The 16,183-nt window shown below is 58.7% G+C and carries 11 protein-coding genes; 7 read left to right on the top strand and 4 right to left on the bottom strand.

Features of this window, described 5'->3' with window-relative positions; translation table 11 throughout:
• Positions 1-24: 24 nt before the first annotated feature.
• Positions 25-438 (bottom strand): large-conductance mechanosensitive channel protein MscL, encoded by a 414-nt coding sequence (gene mscL / locus HKK55_RS21335; protein WP_169356469.1) that lies wholly within the window; start codon positions 436-438, stop codon positions 25-27.
• A 287-nt stretch (positions 439-725) separates the two neighbouring features.
• On the opposite strand from mscL, the gene katB reads away from it, so the two are divergent.
• The 3 genes from katB (at position 726) to radA (ending at position 4,273) form a co-directional block, all read left to right on the top strand.
• On the top strand, positions 726-2,267 hold the full coding sequence (gene katB, locus HKK55_RS21330; RefSeq protein ID WP_169356468.1) for a catalase KatB: 1,542 nt from the start codon (positions 726-728) through the stop codon (positions 2,265-2,267).
• Between the two features lie 63 nt (positions 2,268-2,330).
• On the top strand, positions 2,331-2,870 hold the full coding sequence (locus HKK55_RS21325; RefSeq protein ID WP_169356467.1) for an ankyrin repeat domain-containing protein: 540 nt from the start codon (positions 2,331-2,333) through the stop codon (positions 2,868-2,870).
• A 35-nt stretch (positions 2,871-2,905) separates the two neighbouring features.
• Positions 2,906-4,273, top strand: coding sequence for a DNA repair protein RadA (gene radA / locus HKK55_RS21320; protein WP_169356466.1), 1,368 nt, complete (start codon positions 2,906-2,908; stop codon positions 4,271-4,273).
• 130 nt (positions 4,274-4,403) lie between these two features.
• On the opposite strand, the gene HKK55_RS21315 is transcribed toward radA, so the two are convergent.
• On the bottom strand, positions 4,404-4,772 hold the full coding sequence (locus HKK55_RS21315; protein ID WP_169356465.1) for a PilZ domain-containing protein: 369 nt from the start codon (positions 4,770-4,772) through the stop codon (positions 4,404-4,406).
• Positions 4,773-4,946: 174 nt separating this feature from the next.
• Here HKK55_RS21315 and HKK55_RS21310 point away from each other — a divergent pair, with 174 nt between their 5' ends.
• The 3 genes from HKK55_RS21310 (at position 4,947) to yjiA (ending at position 8,368) form a co-directional block, all read left to right on the top strand.
• The gene (locus HKK55_RS21310) at positions 4,947-7,013 is read left to right on the top strand and encodes a carbon starvation CstA family protein (protein WP_169356464.1); all 2,067 of its coding nucleotides are present in this window, start codon (positions 4,947-4,949) and stop codon (positions 7,011-7,013) included.
• Positions 7,014-7,028: 15 nt separating this feature from the next.
• Positions 7,029-7,226 carry a YbdD/YjiX family protein gene (locus tag HKK55_RS21305; protein WP_169356463.1) on the top strand — a complete coding sequence of 66 codons (198 nt, stop codon included), beginning with the start codon at positions 7,029-7,031 and terminating at the stop codon, positions 7,224-7,226.
• A gap of 182 nt (positions 7,227-7,408) precedes the next feature.
• Positions 7,409-8,368 carry a GTPase gene (gene yjiA / locus HKK55_RS21300; protein WP_169356462.1) on the top strand — a complete coding sequence of 320 codons (960 nt, stop codon included), beginning with the start codon at positions 7,409-7,411 and terminating at the stop codon, positions 8,366-8,368.
• A 195-nt stretch (positions 8,369-8,563) separates the two neighbouring features.
• Here the strand turns inward: yjiA and glyA are convergent, their stop codons facing one another.
• Complete coding sequence (gene glyA / locus HKK55_RS21295) at positions 8,564-9,817, bottom strand: serine hydroxymethyltransferase (RefSeq protein ID WP_169356461.1); 1,254 nt, start codon at positions 9,815-9,817, stop codon at positions 8,564-8,566.
• Between the two features lie 230 nt (positions 9,818-10,047).
• The gene (locus HKK55_RS21290) at positions 10,048-13,899 is read right to left on the bottom strand and encodes a bifunctional diguanylate cyclase/phosphodiesterase (protein ID WP_169356460.1); all 3,852 of its coding nucleotides are present in this window, start codon (positions 13,897-13,899) and stop codon (positions 10,048-10,050) included.
• A gap of 285 nt (positions 13,900-14,184) precedes the next feature.
• Between HKK55_RS21290 and ettA the strand changes: the two genes are divergently transcribed.
• On the top strand, positions 14,185-15,849 hold the full coding sequence (gene ettA, locus HKK55_RS21285; protein ID WP_169356459.1) for an energy-dependent translational throttle protein EttA: 1,665 nt from the start codon (positions 14,185-14,187) through the stop codon (positions 15,847-15,849).
• Positions 15,850-16,183 lie beyond the last annotated feature (334 nt).

Genomic DNA, 16,183 nt, shown 5'->3' with positions numbered 1-16,183 from the left:
GCCTTCTTTCTGCTTGCCCATTTATCAGGGCTTGCTGTTCTGTGCCTTGAGCAGATCGCGGATCTCCCCCAGCAGCTCTTCTTCCTTGGTCGGAGCCGGCGGCTCGCTAGGCGCCACGGCCTCTTCGCGCTTGAGGCGGTTGATGGCCTTGATCCCCATGAAGATCGCAAACGCGATGATCAAAAAGTCGATGATGCTCTGGATGAATTTGCCGTACGCCAGGACCACCGCAGGCACATCGCCTTGGGCTGCCTTGAGCGTCACCGCCAGATCACCAAAATTCACCCCGCCGATCAGCAGACCGATTGGGGGCATCACCACGTCGCCTACAAAGGAAGATACAACTTTGCCGAAGGCGGCGCCGATGATAATACCGACGGCCATGTCGACCACATTACCTTTGACCGCGAAGGCCTTGAACTCACTGATCACGCCCATAGGTTATTCCTTGTTACAGTTGAGATGAGGTGGGAACAGTGTAAGTCAGTCTTGCACGGCTTGCGCGACACAACTGCTAACATTGTTCGACTTTATCGACACATTAAATCGTAAATAGTTTTCAAAGTGCCATCAATCGCGCGCGAAATACCCGCTATTTCAGGTATTTGCCACGCTATTTTCTTAATCGGGTCGGTACGGGTTTTCTATTTATATTCTGACCCGCGGGTCACTAGCCTCTAGCAAGCACAACTCAATGTGCATTAAAAAAACTAGAGGACACCCCGATGAAAGACCCTATTAACCGCGGGCCTATTGCTGCACGACATGTACTGTTCATCGTCACCGCCAGCCTGCTTTCTCTGTCGGTACACGCGGCTAACCTCACCCGCGATAATGGCGCGGCGGTCGGCGACAATCAGAATTCCCAAACTGCTGGCGCGACGGGCCCGGTATTACTTCAAGACGTGCAACTGATCCAGAAACTGCAGCGCTTTGACCGTGAGCGTATTCCAGAGCGTGTGGTCCATGCCCGGGGTACCGGTGCCCATGGCACCTTCACCGTCACCGATAACTTGAGCGACCTGACCAAAGCCAAGGTTTTCGCTGCCGGCGAAGCAACTCCCGTTTTTGTACGGTTTTCTGCCGTTGTTCACGGTAATCACTCCCCTGAAACGTTGCGCGATCCTCGCGGTTTTGCCACTAAGTTCTATACCGCAGAAGGTAATTGGGACCTGGTAGGCAATAACTTCCCGACCTTCTTTATTCGTGATGCCATCAAGTTTCCGGACATGGTGCATGCCTTCAAACCTGATCCACGTACTAACCTGGACGATGACTCCCGTCGTTTCGACTTCTTCTCCCATGTTCCAGAATCCACTCGCACACTGACCGAGTTGTACTCGGACTCCGGCACGCCGGCCAGTTACCGCGAAATGGACGGCAACGGTGTTCACGCCTACAAGTTGATTAACGCCAAGGGTGAAGTGCATTACGTCAAGTTTCACTGGAAGAGCCTGCAAGGTATCAAGAACCTGGACCCTAAACAGGTCACTGAAGTCCAGGGTCGTGATTACAGCCACATGACTAATGACTTGGTCACCCATATCAACAAGGGCGACTTCCCCAAGTGGGACCTGTATGTGCAAGTCCTCAAACCGGAAGACCTGGCCAAGTTTGATTTCGACCCACTGGACGCCACCAAGATCTGGCCTAACGTACCTGAGCGCAAAGTCGGGCAGATGGTGCTGAACCGCAACCCGGCCAACGTCTTCCAGGAAACCGAGCAGGTGGCCATGGCCCCGGCCAATCTGGTGCCTGGCATCGAACCGTCGGAAGACCGTCTGTTACAAGGCCGCGTGTTCTCCTACGCCGATACGCAGATGTACCGTCTGGGCGCCAATGCGCTGCAACTGCCGATCAACGCCCCACGGGTAACCGTCAACAACGGGAACCAGGACGGAGCGATGAACTTCGGTAAAACCACCAGCGGCGTCAACTACCAGCCAAGCCGCCTGCTGCCACGGGAAGAGCCGCAAAGCGCCCGTTACAGCCAGATGGCCCTGTCGGGCAGCACCCAGCAGGCGAAGATCCAGCGTGAGCAGAATTTCAAGCAGGCCGGTGATCTGTACCGTTCCTACAGCAAGAAAGAACGTCAGGACCTGATCGACAACTTCGGCGGCTCCCTGGCCACCACCGATGATGAGAGCAAGCACATCATCCTGTCGTTCCTCTATAAGGCTGATCCCGAGTACGGCACCGGTGTGACCAAGGTAGCCAAGGGCGACTTGACGCGTGTGAAAGCGCTGGCGGAAAAGTTGACTGACTGATGGCTTGAGCCGGTCGACGCCTGGCGTTCGAGCTGGGCGTCGACACTTGGAAGGAGTGATTCCATGCGTATCTACATCGGTTTATTCATGGCGTGGCTGGCCTTTGCCGCCCACGCCGAGACGCCCGACCCGGACGCGGTCAAGGCGCAACTGCAGGACTACTACTTTGACGCTGCCCGCCGGGGGGACGTGGAAATGCTCAACACCTTTATCGACGCCGGCTATTCCCTCAATGCCCAGGATGACAAGGGCTACACGGCGCTGATTCTGGCGGCCTATCACGGCCAGGCACCGTTCGTGGAGCGTTTGCTGGCCGCCGGCGCTGACGCCTGCGTGCAGGACAGAAGAGGCAACACCGCACTGATGGGTGCGATTTTCAAAGGCGAGCTGAAAATCGCCCAGCGGTTGCTGGCCGCCGATTGCAACCCGGATCAGCGCAACGGTGCCGGACAGACGGCAGCCATGTACGCCGGGCTGTTTAAACGGGTCGAACTGCTGGACGAGTTGAAGGCCAAAGGCGCGGACCTCAACGCCGAAGATCCGGTCGGCAACAGTGCCTCACGCTTGGCCAGTGGTGAAATCCGTACCGCAGCGCCGCGCTGAGCTATCATCGCGGTTTTTCGGTTGGAGGTTCTCGGATGGCAAAGGCCAAGCGCATGTACGGCTGCACGGACTGCGGCGCGACCTTTCCCAAGTGGGCCGGCCAGTGCAGTGAGTGCGGTGCGTGGAACACGCTGACCGAGACCATGGTGGAAAGCGGTGGTGCAGCTGCACCCAGCGGTCGTTCGGGCTGGACCGGGCAACAAACCCAGATCAAGACCCTGGCCGAAGTCAGCGTCGAAGAGATCCCGCGTTTCTCCACGGCCTCCAGCGAGTTGGATCGGGTGCTCGGCGGCGGTCTGGTGGACGGGTCGGTGGTGCTGATCGGCGGCGATCCGGGCATCGGTAAATCGACCATTCTGCTGCAAACCCTGTGCAGCATTGCCAGCCGCATGCCCGCGCTATACGTCACGGGCGAAGAGTCCCAGCAACAAGTGGCCATGCGTGCCCGTCGCCTGGGCTTGCCCCAGGACCAACTGCGGGTCATGACCGAAACCTGTATTGAAAGCATCATCGCCACGGCTCGCCTGGAAAAGCCCAAGGTCATGGTGATTGACTCGATCCAGACGATCTTCACCGAGCAACTGCAATCGGCACCCGGTGGCGTGTCCCAGGTGCGGGAAAGTGCGGCGTTGCTGGTGCGTTACGCGAAACAGAGCGGTACGGCGATTTTCCTGGTGGGGCATGTAACCAAAGAAGGCGCGTTGGCCGGGCCACGGGTGCTGGAGCACATGGTCGACACCGTGCTGTATTTCGAAGGTGAGTCTGACGGGCGGTTGCGCTTGCTGCGGGCAGTGAAAAATCGTTTCGGTGCCGTCAATGAATTGGGTGTGTTCGCCATGACTGACCGGGGGCTGAAAGAAGTCTCCAACCCTTCGGCGATCTTTCTTACCCGCGCCCAGGAGGAAGTACCGGGCAGTGTGGTGATGGCAACCTGGGAAGGCACCCGGCCGATGCTGGTGGAAGTCCAGGCGTTGGTGGATGACAGCCATATGGCCAACCCGCGCCGCGTGACCTTGGGCCTGGATCAGAATCGTCTGGCCATGCTACTGGCGGTATTACACCGCCACGGCGGGATCCCCACCCATGACCAAGACGTGTTCCTCAATGTGGTGGGCGGGGTCAAAGTGTTGGAAACCGCCTCGGACCTGGCATTGATGGCGGCGGTAATGTCCAGCCTGCGCAACCGGCCGCTGCCCCACGACTTGCTGGTGTTTGGCGAAGTCGGGCTGTCTGGTGAAGTGCGCCCTGTACCCAGCGGCCAGGAGCGCTTGAAAGAGGCAGCCAAGCATGGCTTCAAGCGGGCCATCGTGCCCAAAGGGAATGCGCCGAAGGAGGCGCCACCGGGATTGCAGGTGATTGGGGTGACGCGTCTGGAGCAGGCGCTGGATGCCTTGTTCGAGTAATCAGAAACGCCGCAAAACCCATGTGGGAGCCGGGCTTGCCCGCGATAGCGGTATATCAGTTGATAGAGATGCCAACTGACACACCGCTATCGCGGGCAAGCCCGGCTCCCACATTGATTTAGGTTGATACCTAAGTCTCCAGCAATGCACCCAACTCTCGCTCAAGTTCTGCCTGATCCCCGAGGTTCAGCTCGATCAGCCGCCGCAAATGGCTGATCGAGTCCAGGTCGATATGTTCGCAAACAAACCCTAACTGCCTGTGATCATCATGGGTCAGCCGAACCTGCATTTTTACATCGGTGGTCTCGTCGAGATGAATATCCACATCGAACGGCTCTGCACCATCACCCAGCCACGGCTGCGGCTTGCGCACCAACAAACCCTTGAGCGACAAATCCACTAATTGCACCGTCCATACCTGGCCGTTTTGCCCAAGTTCGGTCCTGGCATCGAAGGCAATGCGCCGGAAACGACGACGATCTGAAGGCTGCTCGCTCATGGTGAAACCCTCTGTGGATAAAGGGATTGTAGCCCTGCGCCATCATGGGGCAGTTTTTTCTGCTTTTTTCGCCCCCGGCAAGGCTCTAGACCAACGTAGGGGGGTGGTCTTTAAAGCCAGTAGCGCTAAACTCGGGATGGCTTTCTTTCTGTCCACCCTGGCTGGAATATAAAAATGAAAAATAATAATAGCCTGCTACGCCATTTACCCTGGCTGCTGCTGGCAATCGTAGGAGCGTGCGCCCTTGGCGTAGTGGCATTGCGTCGCGGAGAGGCGATCAACGCCTTGTGGATTGTGGTCGCGGCAGTGGCCATTTATCTGGTTGCGTACCGTTACTACAGCCTGTTCATCGCTAACAATGTGATGCAGCTCGATCCAATGCGGGCTACCCCCGCCGTGCTCAATAACGACGGTCTGGACTATGTGCCGACCAACAAACACATTCTTTTCGGTCACCACTTCGCGGCGATTGCCGGCGCAGGTCCTTTGGTCGGGCCGGTATTGGCGGCGCAGATGGGGTATCTGCCGGGTACGTTGTGGCTGATTGCCGGCGTGGTGCTGGCCGGTGCGGTGCAAGACTTTATGGTCCTGTTCCTGTCCACTCGTCGCAATGGACGTTCCCTGGGTGACATGGTTCGCGAAGAAATGGGCCGCATTCCCGGGACCATCGCGCTGTTTGGCTGCTTCCTGATCATGATCATCATCCTCGCGGTGCTGGCGCTGATTGTGGTCAAGGCCCTGGCCGAAAGCCCGTGGGGCATTTTCACGGTGATGGCAACCATCCCGATCGCGATGTTCATGGGCATTTATATGCGCTACATCCGACCTGGGCGCATCGGCGAAATCTCGATTGTCGGCGTGCTGTTGCTGCTGGGCTCGATCTGGCTGGGCGGGCAGATTGCCGCTGACCCGGTGTGGGCCAAGGCTTTCAGCTTCACCGGGATCCAGATCACCTGGATGCTTGTGGGTTATGGCTTTGTTGCTGCCGTGTTGCCGGTGTGGCTGATCCTCGCGCCACGTGACTACCTGTCTACTTTCCTGAAAATCGGCACCATCATCGCCCTGGCGATTGGCATCCTGGTGACCATGCCCGACCTTAAAATGCCGGCGCTGACCCAGTTTATCGATGGCACCGGCCCGGTGTGGAAGGGCGGCCTGTTCCCGTTCTTGTTCATCACTATCGCCTGTGGCGCGGTCTCGGGTTTCCACGCACTGATCGCCTCGGGCACCACGCCCAAGTTGCTGGCCAGTGAAGGGCACGCCCGTTACATCGGTTATGGCGGCATGTTGATGGAGTCGTTCGTGGCCATCATGGCGATGGTTGCCGCTTCGGTGATCGAGCCAGGCGTGTACTTCGCCATGAACAGCCCGGCCGCCATTGTTGGCGCCGACGTGGTGACCGTTGCGCAAACTGTCAGCAGTTGGGGTTTTGCGATTACCCCGGAAGCGTTGCAGGCAGTGGCGCATGACATCGGTGAAACCACCATCCTGGCCCGTGCCGGCGGTGCGCCGACCCTGGCGGTCGGTATCGCGCAGATCCTGCACAGCGTGCTGCCGGGTGAAAACACCATGGCATTCTGGTACCACTTTGCGATCCTGTTCGAAGCGTTGTTCATCCTTACTGCAGTGGATGCCGGTACTCGTGCCGGTCGCTTCATGCTTCAGGATTTGCTCGGCTCCTTCGTGCCGGCGCTCAAGCGTACCGAGTCCTGGACGGCCAACCTGATCGCTACCGCAGGTTGTGTGGCGATGTGGGGTTACCTGCTGTACCAAGGCGTGATCGACCCACTCGGCGGCATCAACACCTTGTGGCCGCTGTTCGGTATCTCCAACCAGATGCTGGCCGGTATCGCACTGATGCTCGCCACCGTTGTGCTGATCAAAATGAAGCGCCAGCGCTACATCTGGGTGACCATGCTGCCGGCTGTCTGGCTGCTGATCTGCACCGTGACCGCAGGCTTCATCAAGCTGTTCGACGCCAACCCGGCGATCGGTTTTCTGTCGCTTGCCAAGAAGTACAGCGATGCCCTGGCCAGCGGCCAGATCTTGGCTCCGGCCAAGAATATCGACCAGATGCAACACGTGATCTGGAACGCTTACACCAACGCAACGCTGACGGGGCTGTTCCTGTTCGTGGTATTCAGCATCCTGTTCTATGCGCTCAAGGTCGGCATTGCCGCCTGGGGCAAAAAGGAACGTACGGATAAAGAAGCGCCATACCAGGCCATCCCGGACGCTTGATAGAGGATTGCAATCATGTTCAATGACATCAGTCGCCTCGGTAAATACCTCGGTCAGGCCGCGCGCCTGATGGTCGGCATGCCCGACTACGACAACTACGTCGAGCATATGCAAACCAAACACCCGGACAAGCCGATGATGGACTACAAGGCGTTCTTCCGCGAACGCCAGGAAGCCCGTTACGGCGGCAAGGGTGGGCCCAAGTGCTGCTAACCCGGTAACCCGGGTTAACGCAGTTCCCCTGTGGGAGCAGGGCTTTATGTGGGAGCTGGCTTGCCTGCGATAGCATCACCTCGGTCTGACTGAAAGACCGGGTTGTCTGCATCGCAGGCAAGCCAGCTCCCACATTTGGTTTGTGTTCCTTCAGTTATTTCATCAGAAAGGAGACTTCTTTTTTGTCCTCTCCCATTCCCGTCACCGTCCTCAGCGGCTTTCTCGGTGCTGGCAAGACCACCTTGTTGCGCCACCTGCTCAAGGCTGAACACGGCTTGAAAATCGCCGTGATCGAAAACGAATTCAGCGACGCCGGTATCGACACCCAACTGTTGGGCGACGAGCCGGTGCAAGTCATGACGCTGTCCAACGGCTGCGTCTGCTGCACCATCCACACCGACCTGACCAAGGCCCTGTACCTGTTGCTGGAGCGCCTGGACAGCGGTGAGATTGCCTTCGACCGCCTGGTGATCGAGTGCACTGGTCTTGCCGATCCGGCCCCCGTGGCCCAGACCTTTTTCATTGATGAAGAACTGCGCGAGCGCTATATCCTCGACGGCATCATTACCCTGGTGGACGCGGCCCACGCCGAGCACCACCTGACCCAGACCATCGCCCAAGCGCAAATCGGATTCGCCGATCGGCTGCTGGTGAGCAAGCGCGATCTGGTGGACGACGTCACGTTTGACGCCCTCAGCGAGCGCTTGACCCGCATCAACCGCCGGGCGCCGATTCGGGTGGTGGAGCACGGCAAGATCGACCTGGCCGAGTTGCTGGATGTACGTGGTTTCAACCTGAACGCAGGTATGAGCCTGCGGCCGGTGAGCAAGGCGCCCTCCATCGACCGGATTTCCAGTCTGGTGTTGCGCACTGACCAGCCGCTGGATATCGACCGGCTCAGTGAGTTCATGAACGAATTGCTGGAAGACCACGGCAAACAGCTGCTGCGCTACAAGGGTGTGTTGAACATCGCCGGGGAAGAGCGGCGCATGGTGTTTCAGGGCGTGCTCAAGCTTTACGGGTTTGACTGGGACACTGAGTGGGCTGAGGGCGACACACGGGAAAGTGTGATCGTGTTTATTGCCGACGAATTACCCGAGGAGAAGATTCGCGAGGGTTTTGCGCGGGTTCACCAATCCTGACTTGAAACGCGCTCAATTGTGGGAGCTGGCTTGCCTGCGATAGCGGTGTGTCAGCCACAGACCTATCAACTGAAAGGCCGCCATCGCAGGCAAGCCAGCTCCCACAGTTGATAGCATTTCAGGTTGAAGGTGCAGAGGTTTCAGGCATAAAAAAGCCCGGCTCTTGAGCCGGGCTTTTTATTCAAACAACTGCAATCAAGCGCCGTACACCGGCAGCTTCTTGCAGATGGCCTTGACCTTCTCACGAACAGCATCGATCACGGCTTCGTTATTCAGGTCAGCCAGGATGTCGCAGATCCAGCCAGCCAGTTCCTTGCACTCTGCTTCCTTGAAGCCACGAGTGGTCACAGCCGGGGTGCCGAAGCGCAGGCCGGAGGTGACGAACGGCGAACGTGGGTCGTTCGGTACCGAGTTCTTGTTCACGGTGATGAAGGCGCGGCCCAGAGCGGCGTCAGCGTCTTTACCGGAGATGTCCTGCTTGATCAGCGACAGCAGGAACAGGTGGTTTTCAGTACCGCCGGAAACCACGTCAAAACCGCGCTCGATGAATACACCGGCCATGGCCTTGGCGTTTTTCACCACTTGTTGCTGGTAGGTCTTGAACTCAGGCTGCAGTGCTTCTTTGAAGCAGATCGCTTTAGCGGCGATTACGTGCTCCAGCGGGCCACCTTGAGCGCCTGGGAATACGGCGGAGTTCAGCTTCTTCTCGATCTCGGCGTTGGCACGAGCCAGGATCAGGCCGCCACGTGGACCGCGCAGGGTCTTGTGGGTGGTGGTGGTCACTACGTCAGCGAATGGCACCGGGTTCGGGTAGACGCCAGCGGCAACCAGACCGGCCACGTGGGCCATGTCGACGAACAGGTAGGCGCCAACTTTGTCTGCGATTTCACGGAAGCGTGGGAAATCCAGGATCTGCGAGTAGGCAGAGAAACCGGCCACGATCATTTTCGGCTTGTGCTCGACCGCCAGGCGCTCGACTTCGTCGTAGTCGATCAGGCCGTTGGCATCGATACCGTATTGAACGGCGTTGTACAGCTTGCCGGAGGAGGAAACGCTGGCACCGTGGGTCAGGTGACCGCCGTGGGCCAGGCTCATGCCCAGGATGGTGTCGCCGCCTTGCAGCAGGGCCAGGTAAACGGCGCTGTTGGCTTGGGAGCCAGCGTGTGGCTGAACGTTGGCGTAATCGGCGCCGAACAGTTCCTTGGCGCGGTCGATTGCAAGCTGCTCAACGATATCGACGAACTCGCAACCGCCGTAGTAACGCTTGCCCGGATAACCTTCGGCGTACTTATTGGTCAGAACCGAACCTTGAGCCTCCATCACGGCGGGGCTGGTGTAGTTTTCCGAAGCGATCAGCTCAATGTGCTCTTCCTGGCGCTGAGCTTCTTGCTCCATGGCGGCAAAGAGATCGGCGTCGTACTTGGCAATAGTCAAATCACGGCTGAACATGGCGGTCCTCAAGGATCGGGGGCAGAAAAGAAGCGCATTCTAACCCAATGGGTTTTAGATGGCATATGAAAGGACATCATGTCGCGGACAAGTGGGGCTCATCTGCGGATGGGTGGTGTTTGCGCGGACCTCATCGCAGGCAAGCCAGCTCCCACATTTTGATTTGCGAACACATTCAAGTGTGGGAGCAGGCTTGCCTGCGATGAGGCCATCAGCACCACTACAGAATCTCAGTCAAACATGAACAGTGCATCATTGCTGAACTGCACCTCAAACCGATTCGCCGGCATCGGCCGCCCGAACAGGTAGCCCTGCACTTCGTCGCAACCATGCTCACGCAGGAAGTCCAACTGCTCATGGGTTTCCACGCCTTCGGCGATCACCGCCAGGTTCAGGCTGTGGGCCATGGCGATAATCGCCCGGGCGATCTGCGCGTCCTGCTCGCCGGACGGTAGGCCATCGACAAAGGTGCGGTCGATTTTCAGCACATCGATCGGGAACTGCTTGAGGTAGTTCAGCGATGAATAACCGGTGCCAAAGTCGTCTACTGCAATGCTCAGGCCGAGGTTTTTCAGGCTGGCGAGGATCTGCATCGCTTCGTTGACTTCGCGCATCAGGATACTTTCGGTCAGCTCCAGCTCCAGGCACGCTGGCGGCAGGCCGGTGTCCTTGAGGATGGTGGCAATGCGTGTGCCCAGTTGGCCGTCGGAGAACTGCCGGGCAGAAATATTCACCGAGACCTTGGGCACTCGCACCTTGTTCTGGTGCCAGGTCTTGAGTTGGCGACAGGCTTCGCTGATCACCCAGTCGCCCACATCAACCACCAAGCCAAGTTCTTCCAGCACCGGAATGAAATCTCCTGGTGGCACCAGCCCGCGGCGCGGATGGCGCCAGCGCAGCAAGGCTTCGGCGCCGGTCAGGCGTTTACCGTCGCCGCTGAATTGCGGCTGGTAATAGAGCACGAATTCGTTCTGGTCCAGGGCATGGCGCAGGTCGCTTTCCAGTTCCAGGCGCTCCAGGGCGCTGGCGTTCATATCCGCCTGATAGAACTGGAAGTTGTTCTTGCCGCGCTCCTTGGCGTGATACATCGCGGTATCGGCGTTCTTCATCAATTGGCTCAGTTCGTTGCCGTCCTGAGGGCTCAAGGCAATGCCGATACTGGCGGTGACAAAGAACTCGCGGCCTTCCAGCACGAACGGTTTCACCAGGCTGGCGAGGATTTGCTCGGCCACGTGAATCGCCCGGTTCAGCGCCATTTCGCGGCTGACCCGCGGTTGCAGGAGCAAGGTGAACTCGTCGCCGCCCATGCGCGCCACGGTGTCGTCTTCCGCCACACAACCCAGCAGGCGGGTGGCCATTTCCTTGAGCATGCGGTCGCCGGCGGCGTGGCCCAGGGAGTCGTTGATCGGTTTGAAGCGGTCCAGGTCGAGGAACATCAGCACCACCCAGGACTTCTGGCGTTCCGCCGACTGCAACGCGGTGTGCAGGCGGTCCTGGAACAGTGTGCGGTTGGGCAGGTGGGTCAGGGCGTCGTAGTAGGCCAGACGGTGGATGCGCTGCTCGCTGGCCTTGCGCTCGCTGATATCGCTGAAGAAACACACATAACTGGCCAGGTCGCCTTCGTCATCGAACACGGCGGTGATACCGACCCAGGCCGGGTAATGCTCGCCGTTACGGCGCTTGAGCCAGACCTCACCTTCCCAGGTACTGTGCTGGTGCAGTTGCTTGAGCACGTAACGCAGATGAGCTTCCTGCTGCTCGTCGACGGTGAGCATGTTCGGCAGTTGATCCAGCACATCCGCCACTGCATAACCGCTGACGCGGCTGAACGCTTCGTTGGCCTGGACAATGTAGCCGGCCGGGTCGGTGATCAGGATCGCCGACGTGGAGTGCTCGAATACGGTGGCCGCCATACGCAGGTCTTTCTCGGCGCGGCGCTGCTGGCTGATATCACGACCGACACCCAGGATGCCTTCGAAGGCGCCATGTTCATCCCACACCAGCACCAGCCGCAGTTCGATGGGCACCTTGCGTCCATCGGCCCGCAGGCAGTCGAACAGAAACAGCTGGGTTTGCACCGCATCGCGCAGTTTGGCCAGAGCCATGGGGTCACCCAGAGAGCGGCTGACCTGCTCCACCAGGGTGTAGATACCTGTCAGTTGCTGAGGGTTGGCGATGATCGATTGCCAGCCGTTCTTGAAGATCCAATCCACGTCATAGCCCAGCACCGCATTGACCGAGGGGCTGACATAGTTGAGGGCCAATTGACTGTCAGTGGAGCAAATCACGTCGCTGATGCTTTCCGCGAGCATGCGGTAGCGCTGTTCGCTGTCGCGCAGGGACTCGCTGGCTTCGATCTGGTCAGTGACGTCCTTGGCCACGCCAATAATGCGCGTGACCTGGTCGGATTTGTCCCGGGCCAGGGCCTGTTCGCGGATATCAAAGCGTCGCCATTGATTGTTGCGGTGGCGGAAGCGCAGTTGGCATTGCAGTTGGCTGAAGTAGCCGTTTTCACGCTGCTGCTGGCGCAGGTCGTGGTAATGCTGGGCGTCGTCGGGATGCAGCAGGATTTCCCAGAAGTACTCGCCCATCTGCTGCAACTCGGGCTTGTTGTAACCCAAGGTGTGTCCCAGATGGTGATTGCTGAAAATCATCCGCTGGCTGATCACGTCCTGCACATACAGGTGGTCGGGCACGGTACGCACCACGTCCGACCAGAAACCTTCGCGCTCGACCAGCGACAACTCGATCAGCTTGCGGCTGGTGATGTCGCTGATGCTGAGGATGACCGCTTTATAGTCGTGCTGTTCTTCCGGCAGGCGCATCACCAGCCACAGGTACTGATCGTGGCCGTCGATATCGCTGAGCTGGATCTCCATCTCCAGTTGTTTCTGCTGGGTCAGAACTGCCTCGAGCAGTTGATAGCCGATGGCGGTGGGGTTCAGCGGGCAGCCGTCAATCAGTCGTTCCCAGGCCTGTTCGCAAGACGCCACATTGAGCAGACGCACCGCCACCTGGTTGATTTCGGTAATGCGCAGCTCCTTGAGCAGTTGCTGGCGCTGTTCCGGGCTGTTTTGCAGCCAATCCTGCAGTTGCTCGCGAGTTTGCACGCGGGCCTTGTCGAAGTAGGTCGGCAGGCCTGAGAGGTCAAGCACGCACAACGCCACGCCGGTGCCTTCGAAAATATCCTGATAGCGGCGGCGCCCCTCGTGGACCTGGCGCTGGCGACGGCGCATGTTCAGCAGGACGATCAACGGGACCAGGGAAAACGCCAAACCCAGCAGGCATTTGCCAATAAAGGCCGGCAGCAGTTGTTCCAGCACGGCGGCGCGATCAAACAGGCCGCGTAACTGCCAGTCGCTTTTGCTCAGGGGCGTGACCAAGACGCTCTTGTTCAATTCGTCCGGGGTCAGCGCCGTAGCCCATTGGGCTGGCATGCCATTGTCGCGGCTGACGACCCGGTGGTTCAGGCGGTTTTCAACGACCCACATTGGCCGCTGGCCCAGGCCATCCTGGCGGGTCAGGTTGGCTAAGTAGTTAGGCGCCAGACGCAAGGCCCAGTACACCTTGTCCCCGCCGCTGGGCTGATTGAGCAACATGTAGATGACGGTGCCATCGTTGTTGTTGCTCAAATAATAGGACTGGGCGTGGCTGCGCTTGACCAGCTCTGCCAGCCAGGCACTGTCCTGGCTGTCATTGGCGCTATCACTAAGCATCGCGCCGCTGGGGGCGAGTAGGGCAACACTGCGCAGTTCCGGCAGCGAGCGTTGCAAGGTGCGCATCAGTGCTAGTTGCTGTTCAGTACTGCGTGGCTGCTCGACGATGGGCAGCAGGTTGAGGGCGATCTGCGCACTCAGGGCCATGTTCAGGCTGATTTGTTCGGCCAGGTCGGCGCTGTAGTCGATGGTGTATTGCTGCTGGTTCTTCTGGCTCTGCTGTAACTGGTCCAGCAGTTGCCAGAACAATAACGCGAGCAGCATCAAGACCAGCGTCGCCAATGCGCCCTTGAGGGTACCGTGCAGGGGCGCTCCCGGCGCAATATTCGCGGCGCGCAGGGGAGTGGGCGTTGTGACGTTGGACAAGCTGTGATCCTGCGGTTTGGCTGGACTGGCGCGCGACGTGCACTATAAGCCGGACGCCCGGAGGGCGGCTAGCATGCCTTGTGTTGTGGCAAAGTGCCAGCCCCGCTTGGCTGGACTGCCCACACGCATTCAGGTAGCTTTGCCGGTTACGCGAGGGCGTTCCAGCCCCAAACAATCAGGCTTTTTCCGCACGCAGGCATTGATCATGATCAACGGCCCGCGCCGCGCATGGCCTGGCACGGGCTTCGCCCGCTTAATTCATCAGTCACTGACGCTAGGTTCACCATGGCTCAATACGTCTTCACCATGCATCGGCTGGGAAAAGTAGTTCCGCCGAAGCGGGAAATCCTGAAAAACATTTCGCTGTCTTTCTTTCCCGGCGCCAAGATCGGCGTGCTCGGCCTCAACGGTTCGGGTAAGTCCACGCTGCTGAAAATCATGGCCGGCGTTGACACCGAGTTCGAGGGCGAAGCCCGCCCGATGCCCGACCTGAACATCGGCTACCTGCCTCAGGAGCCGATCCTGGACCCCACCAAGACCGTGCGTGAAGTGGTCGAGGAGGCGGTCAGCGTGATCAAGAACGCCCAGGCTCGCCTGGACGAGGTCTACGCCGCCTACGCCGAACCGGATGCCGACTTCGACAAGCTGGCCGCTGAACAGGCCAAGTTGGAAGCTATCCTGCAAGCCAGCGACGGCCATAACCTGGAACGCCAGCTGGAAGTCGCTGCCGATGCACTGCGTCTGCCGGCGTGGGACGCCAAGATCGAACACCTGTCCGGTGGTGAGAAGCGTCGTGTGGCCCTGTGCCGCCTGCTGCTGTCGGCTCCCGACATGTTGCTGCTCGACGAACCGACCAACCACCTGGACGCCGACTCTGTCGCCTGGCTGGAACACTTCCTCCATGACTTCCCGGGCACTGTGGTCGCGATCACGCACGACCGTTACTTCCTGGACAACGTCGCCGGCTGGATTCTGGAACTCGACCGTGGTGCGGGTATCCCTTACGAGGGTAACTACTCCGGTTGGCTGGAAGCCAAGTCCGACCGTCTGGCTGCCGAATCCAAGCAACAGTCGGCCCATGAAAAGGCCATGAAAGACGAGCTGGAATGGGTACGAAAAGGCGCCAAGGCGCGTCAGTCGAAATCCAAGGCGCGTCTGCAACGCTTCGAGGAAATGCAATCCCAGGAATTCCAGAAGCGCAGCGAAACCAACGAAATCTACATTCCGGCTGGCCCGCGCCTGGGTGACAAGGTTATCGAGTTCAAGAACGTCTCCAAGGGTTATGGCGATCGCGTGCTGATCGACAACCTGTCGTTCTCCATGCCTAAAGGTGCCATCGTTGGCGTGATCGGCGGTAACGGTGCGGGTAAATCCACCCTGTTCCGCATGCTGATGGGCAAGGAACAACCGGATTCGGGCAGCATTGAAGTTGGCGAAACCGTACAACTGGCGTGCGTTGACCAAAGTCGCGACGACCTCGACGGCAGCAAGACGGTATTCCAGCAGATTTCCGACGGTTCCGACCAGATCCGCATCGGCAACTATGAAATCCCGTCGCGCACCTACGTCGGCCGTTTCAACTTCAAGGGCGGCGACCAACAGAAGTTCGTCAAGGACCTGTCCGGTGGTGAGCGCGGTCGCTTGCACTTGGCCCTGACCCTGAAAGAGGGCGGCAACGTCCTGCTGCTCGACGAACCGTCCAACGACCTCGACGTTGAAACCCTGCGCTCCCTGGAAGAAGCCCTGCTGGACTTCCCGGGCGCCGCCATTGTGATCTCTCACGATCGGTGGTTCCTTGACCGCGTGGCCACTCACATCCTGGCGTACGAAGACGATTCACAAGCAGTCTTCTTCGAAGGCAACTACACCGAGTACGAAGCTGATCGCAAGAAGCGTTTGGGCGAAGCAGCTGCCCAGCCGCACCGTGTGCGGCACAAGAAACTGGCCTGATTCGGGTTGGTGGTTTGAAAAAGCGGAGCCCTTTGCGGCTCCGCTTTTTTTTGTGTTTTTTCAGGTGGACCGAGGTGGGTTCATCGCAGGCAAGCCAGCTCCCACATTCGGCCGCGTTACAGCAGATGCACCCGGTCAAATGTGGGAGCTGGCTTGCCTGCGATGACGGTTTATCTATTGGTGCAAAATTTTGATTTAAATCCCCATTTAGGTGCAAAAAAGTCACTTATTTATATTTATCGCACCATTTAAATTCACAAATGCGACATTTTGCCCTGTCACGGTGCAACATGAATTGTTAAAGTCCGGCTCAAATCTCCTTTTAACGACAATA

The organism is Pseudomonas sp. ADAK18 (assembly GCF_012935695.1).
Lineage (GTDB): Bacteria > Pseudomonadota > Gammaproteobacteria > Pseudomonadales > Pseudomonadaceae > Aquipseudomonas.
Note: the sequence above shows the minus strand (reverse complement) of the source record. Positions and strands in the feature narration are given on the sequence as shown.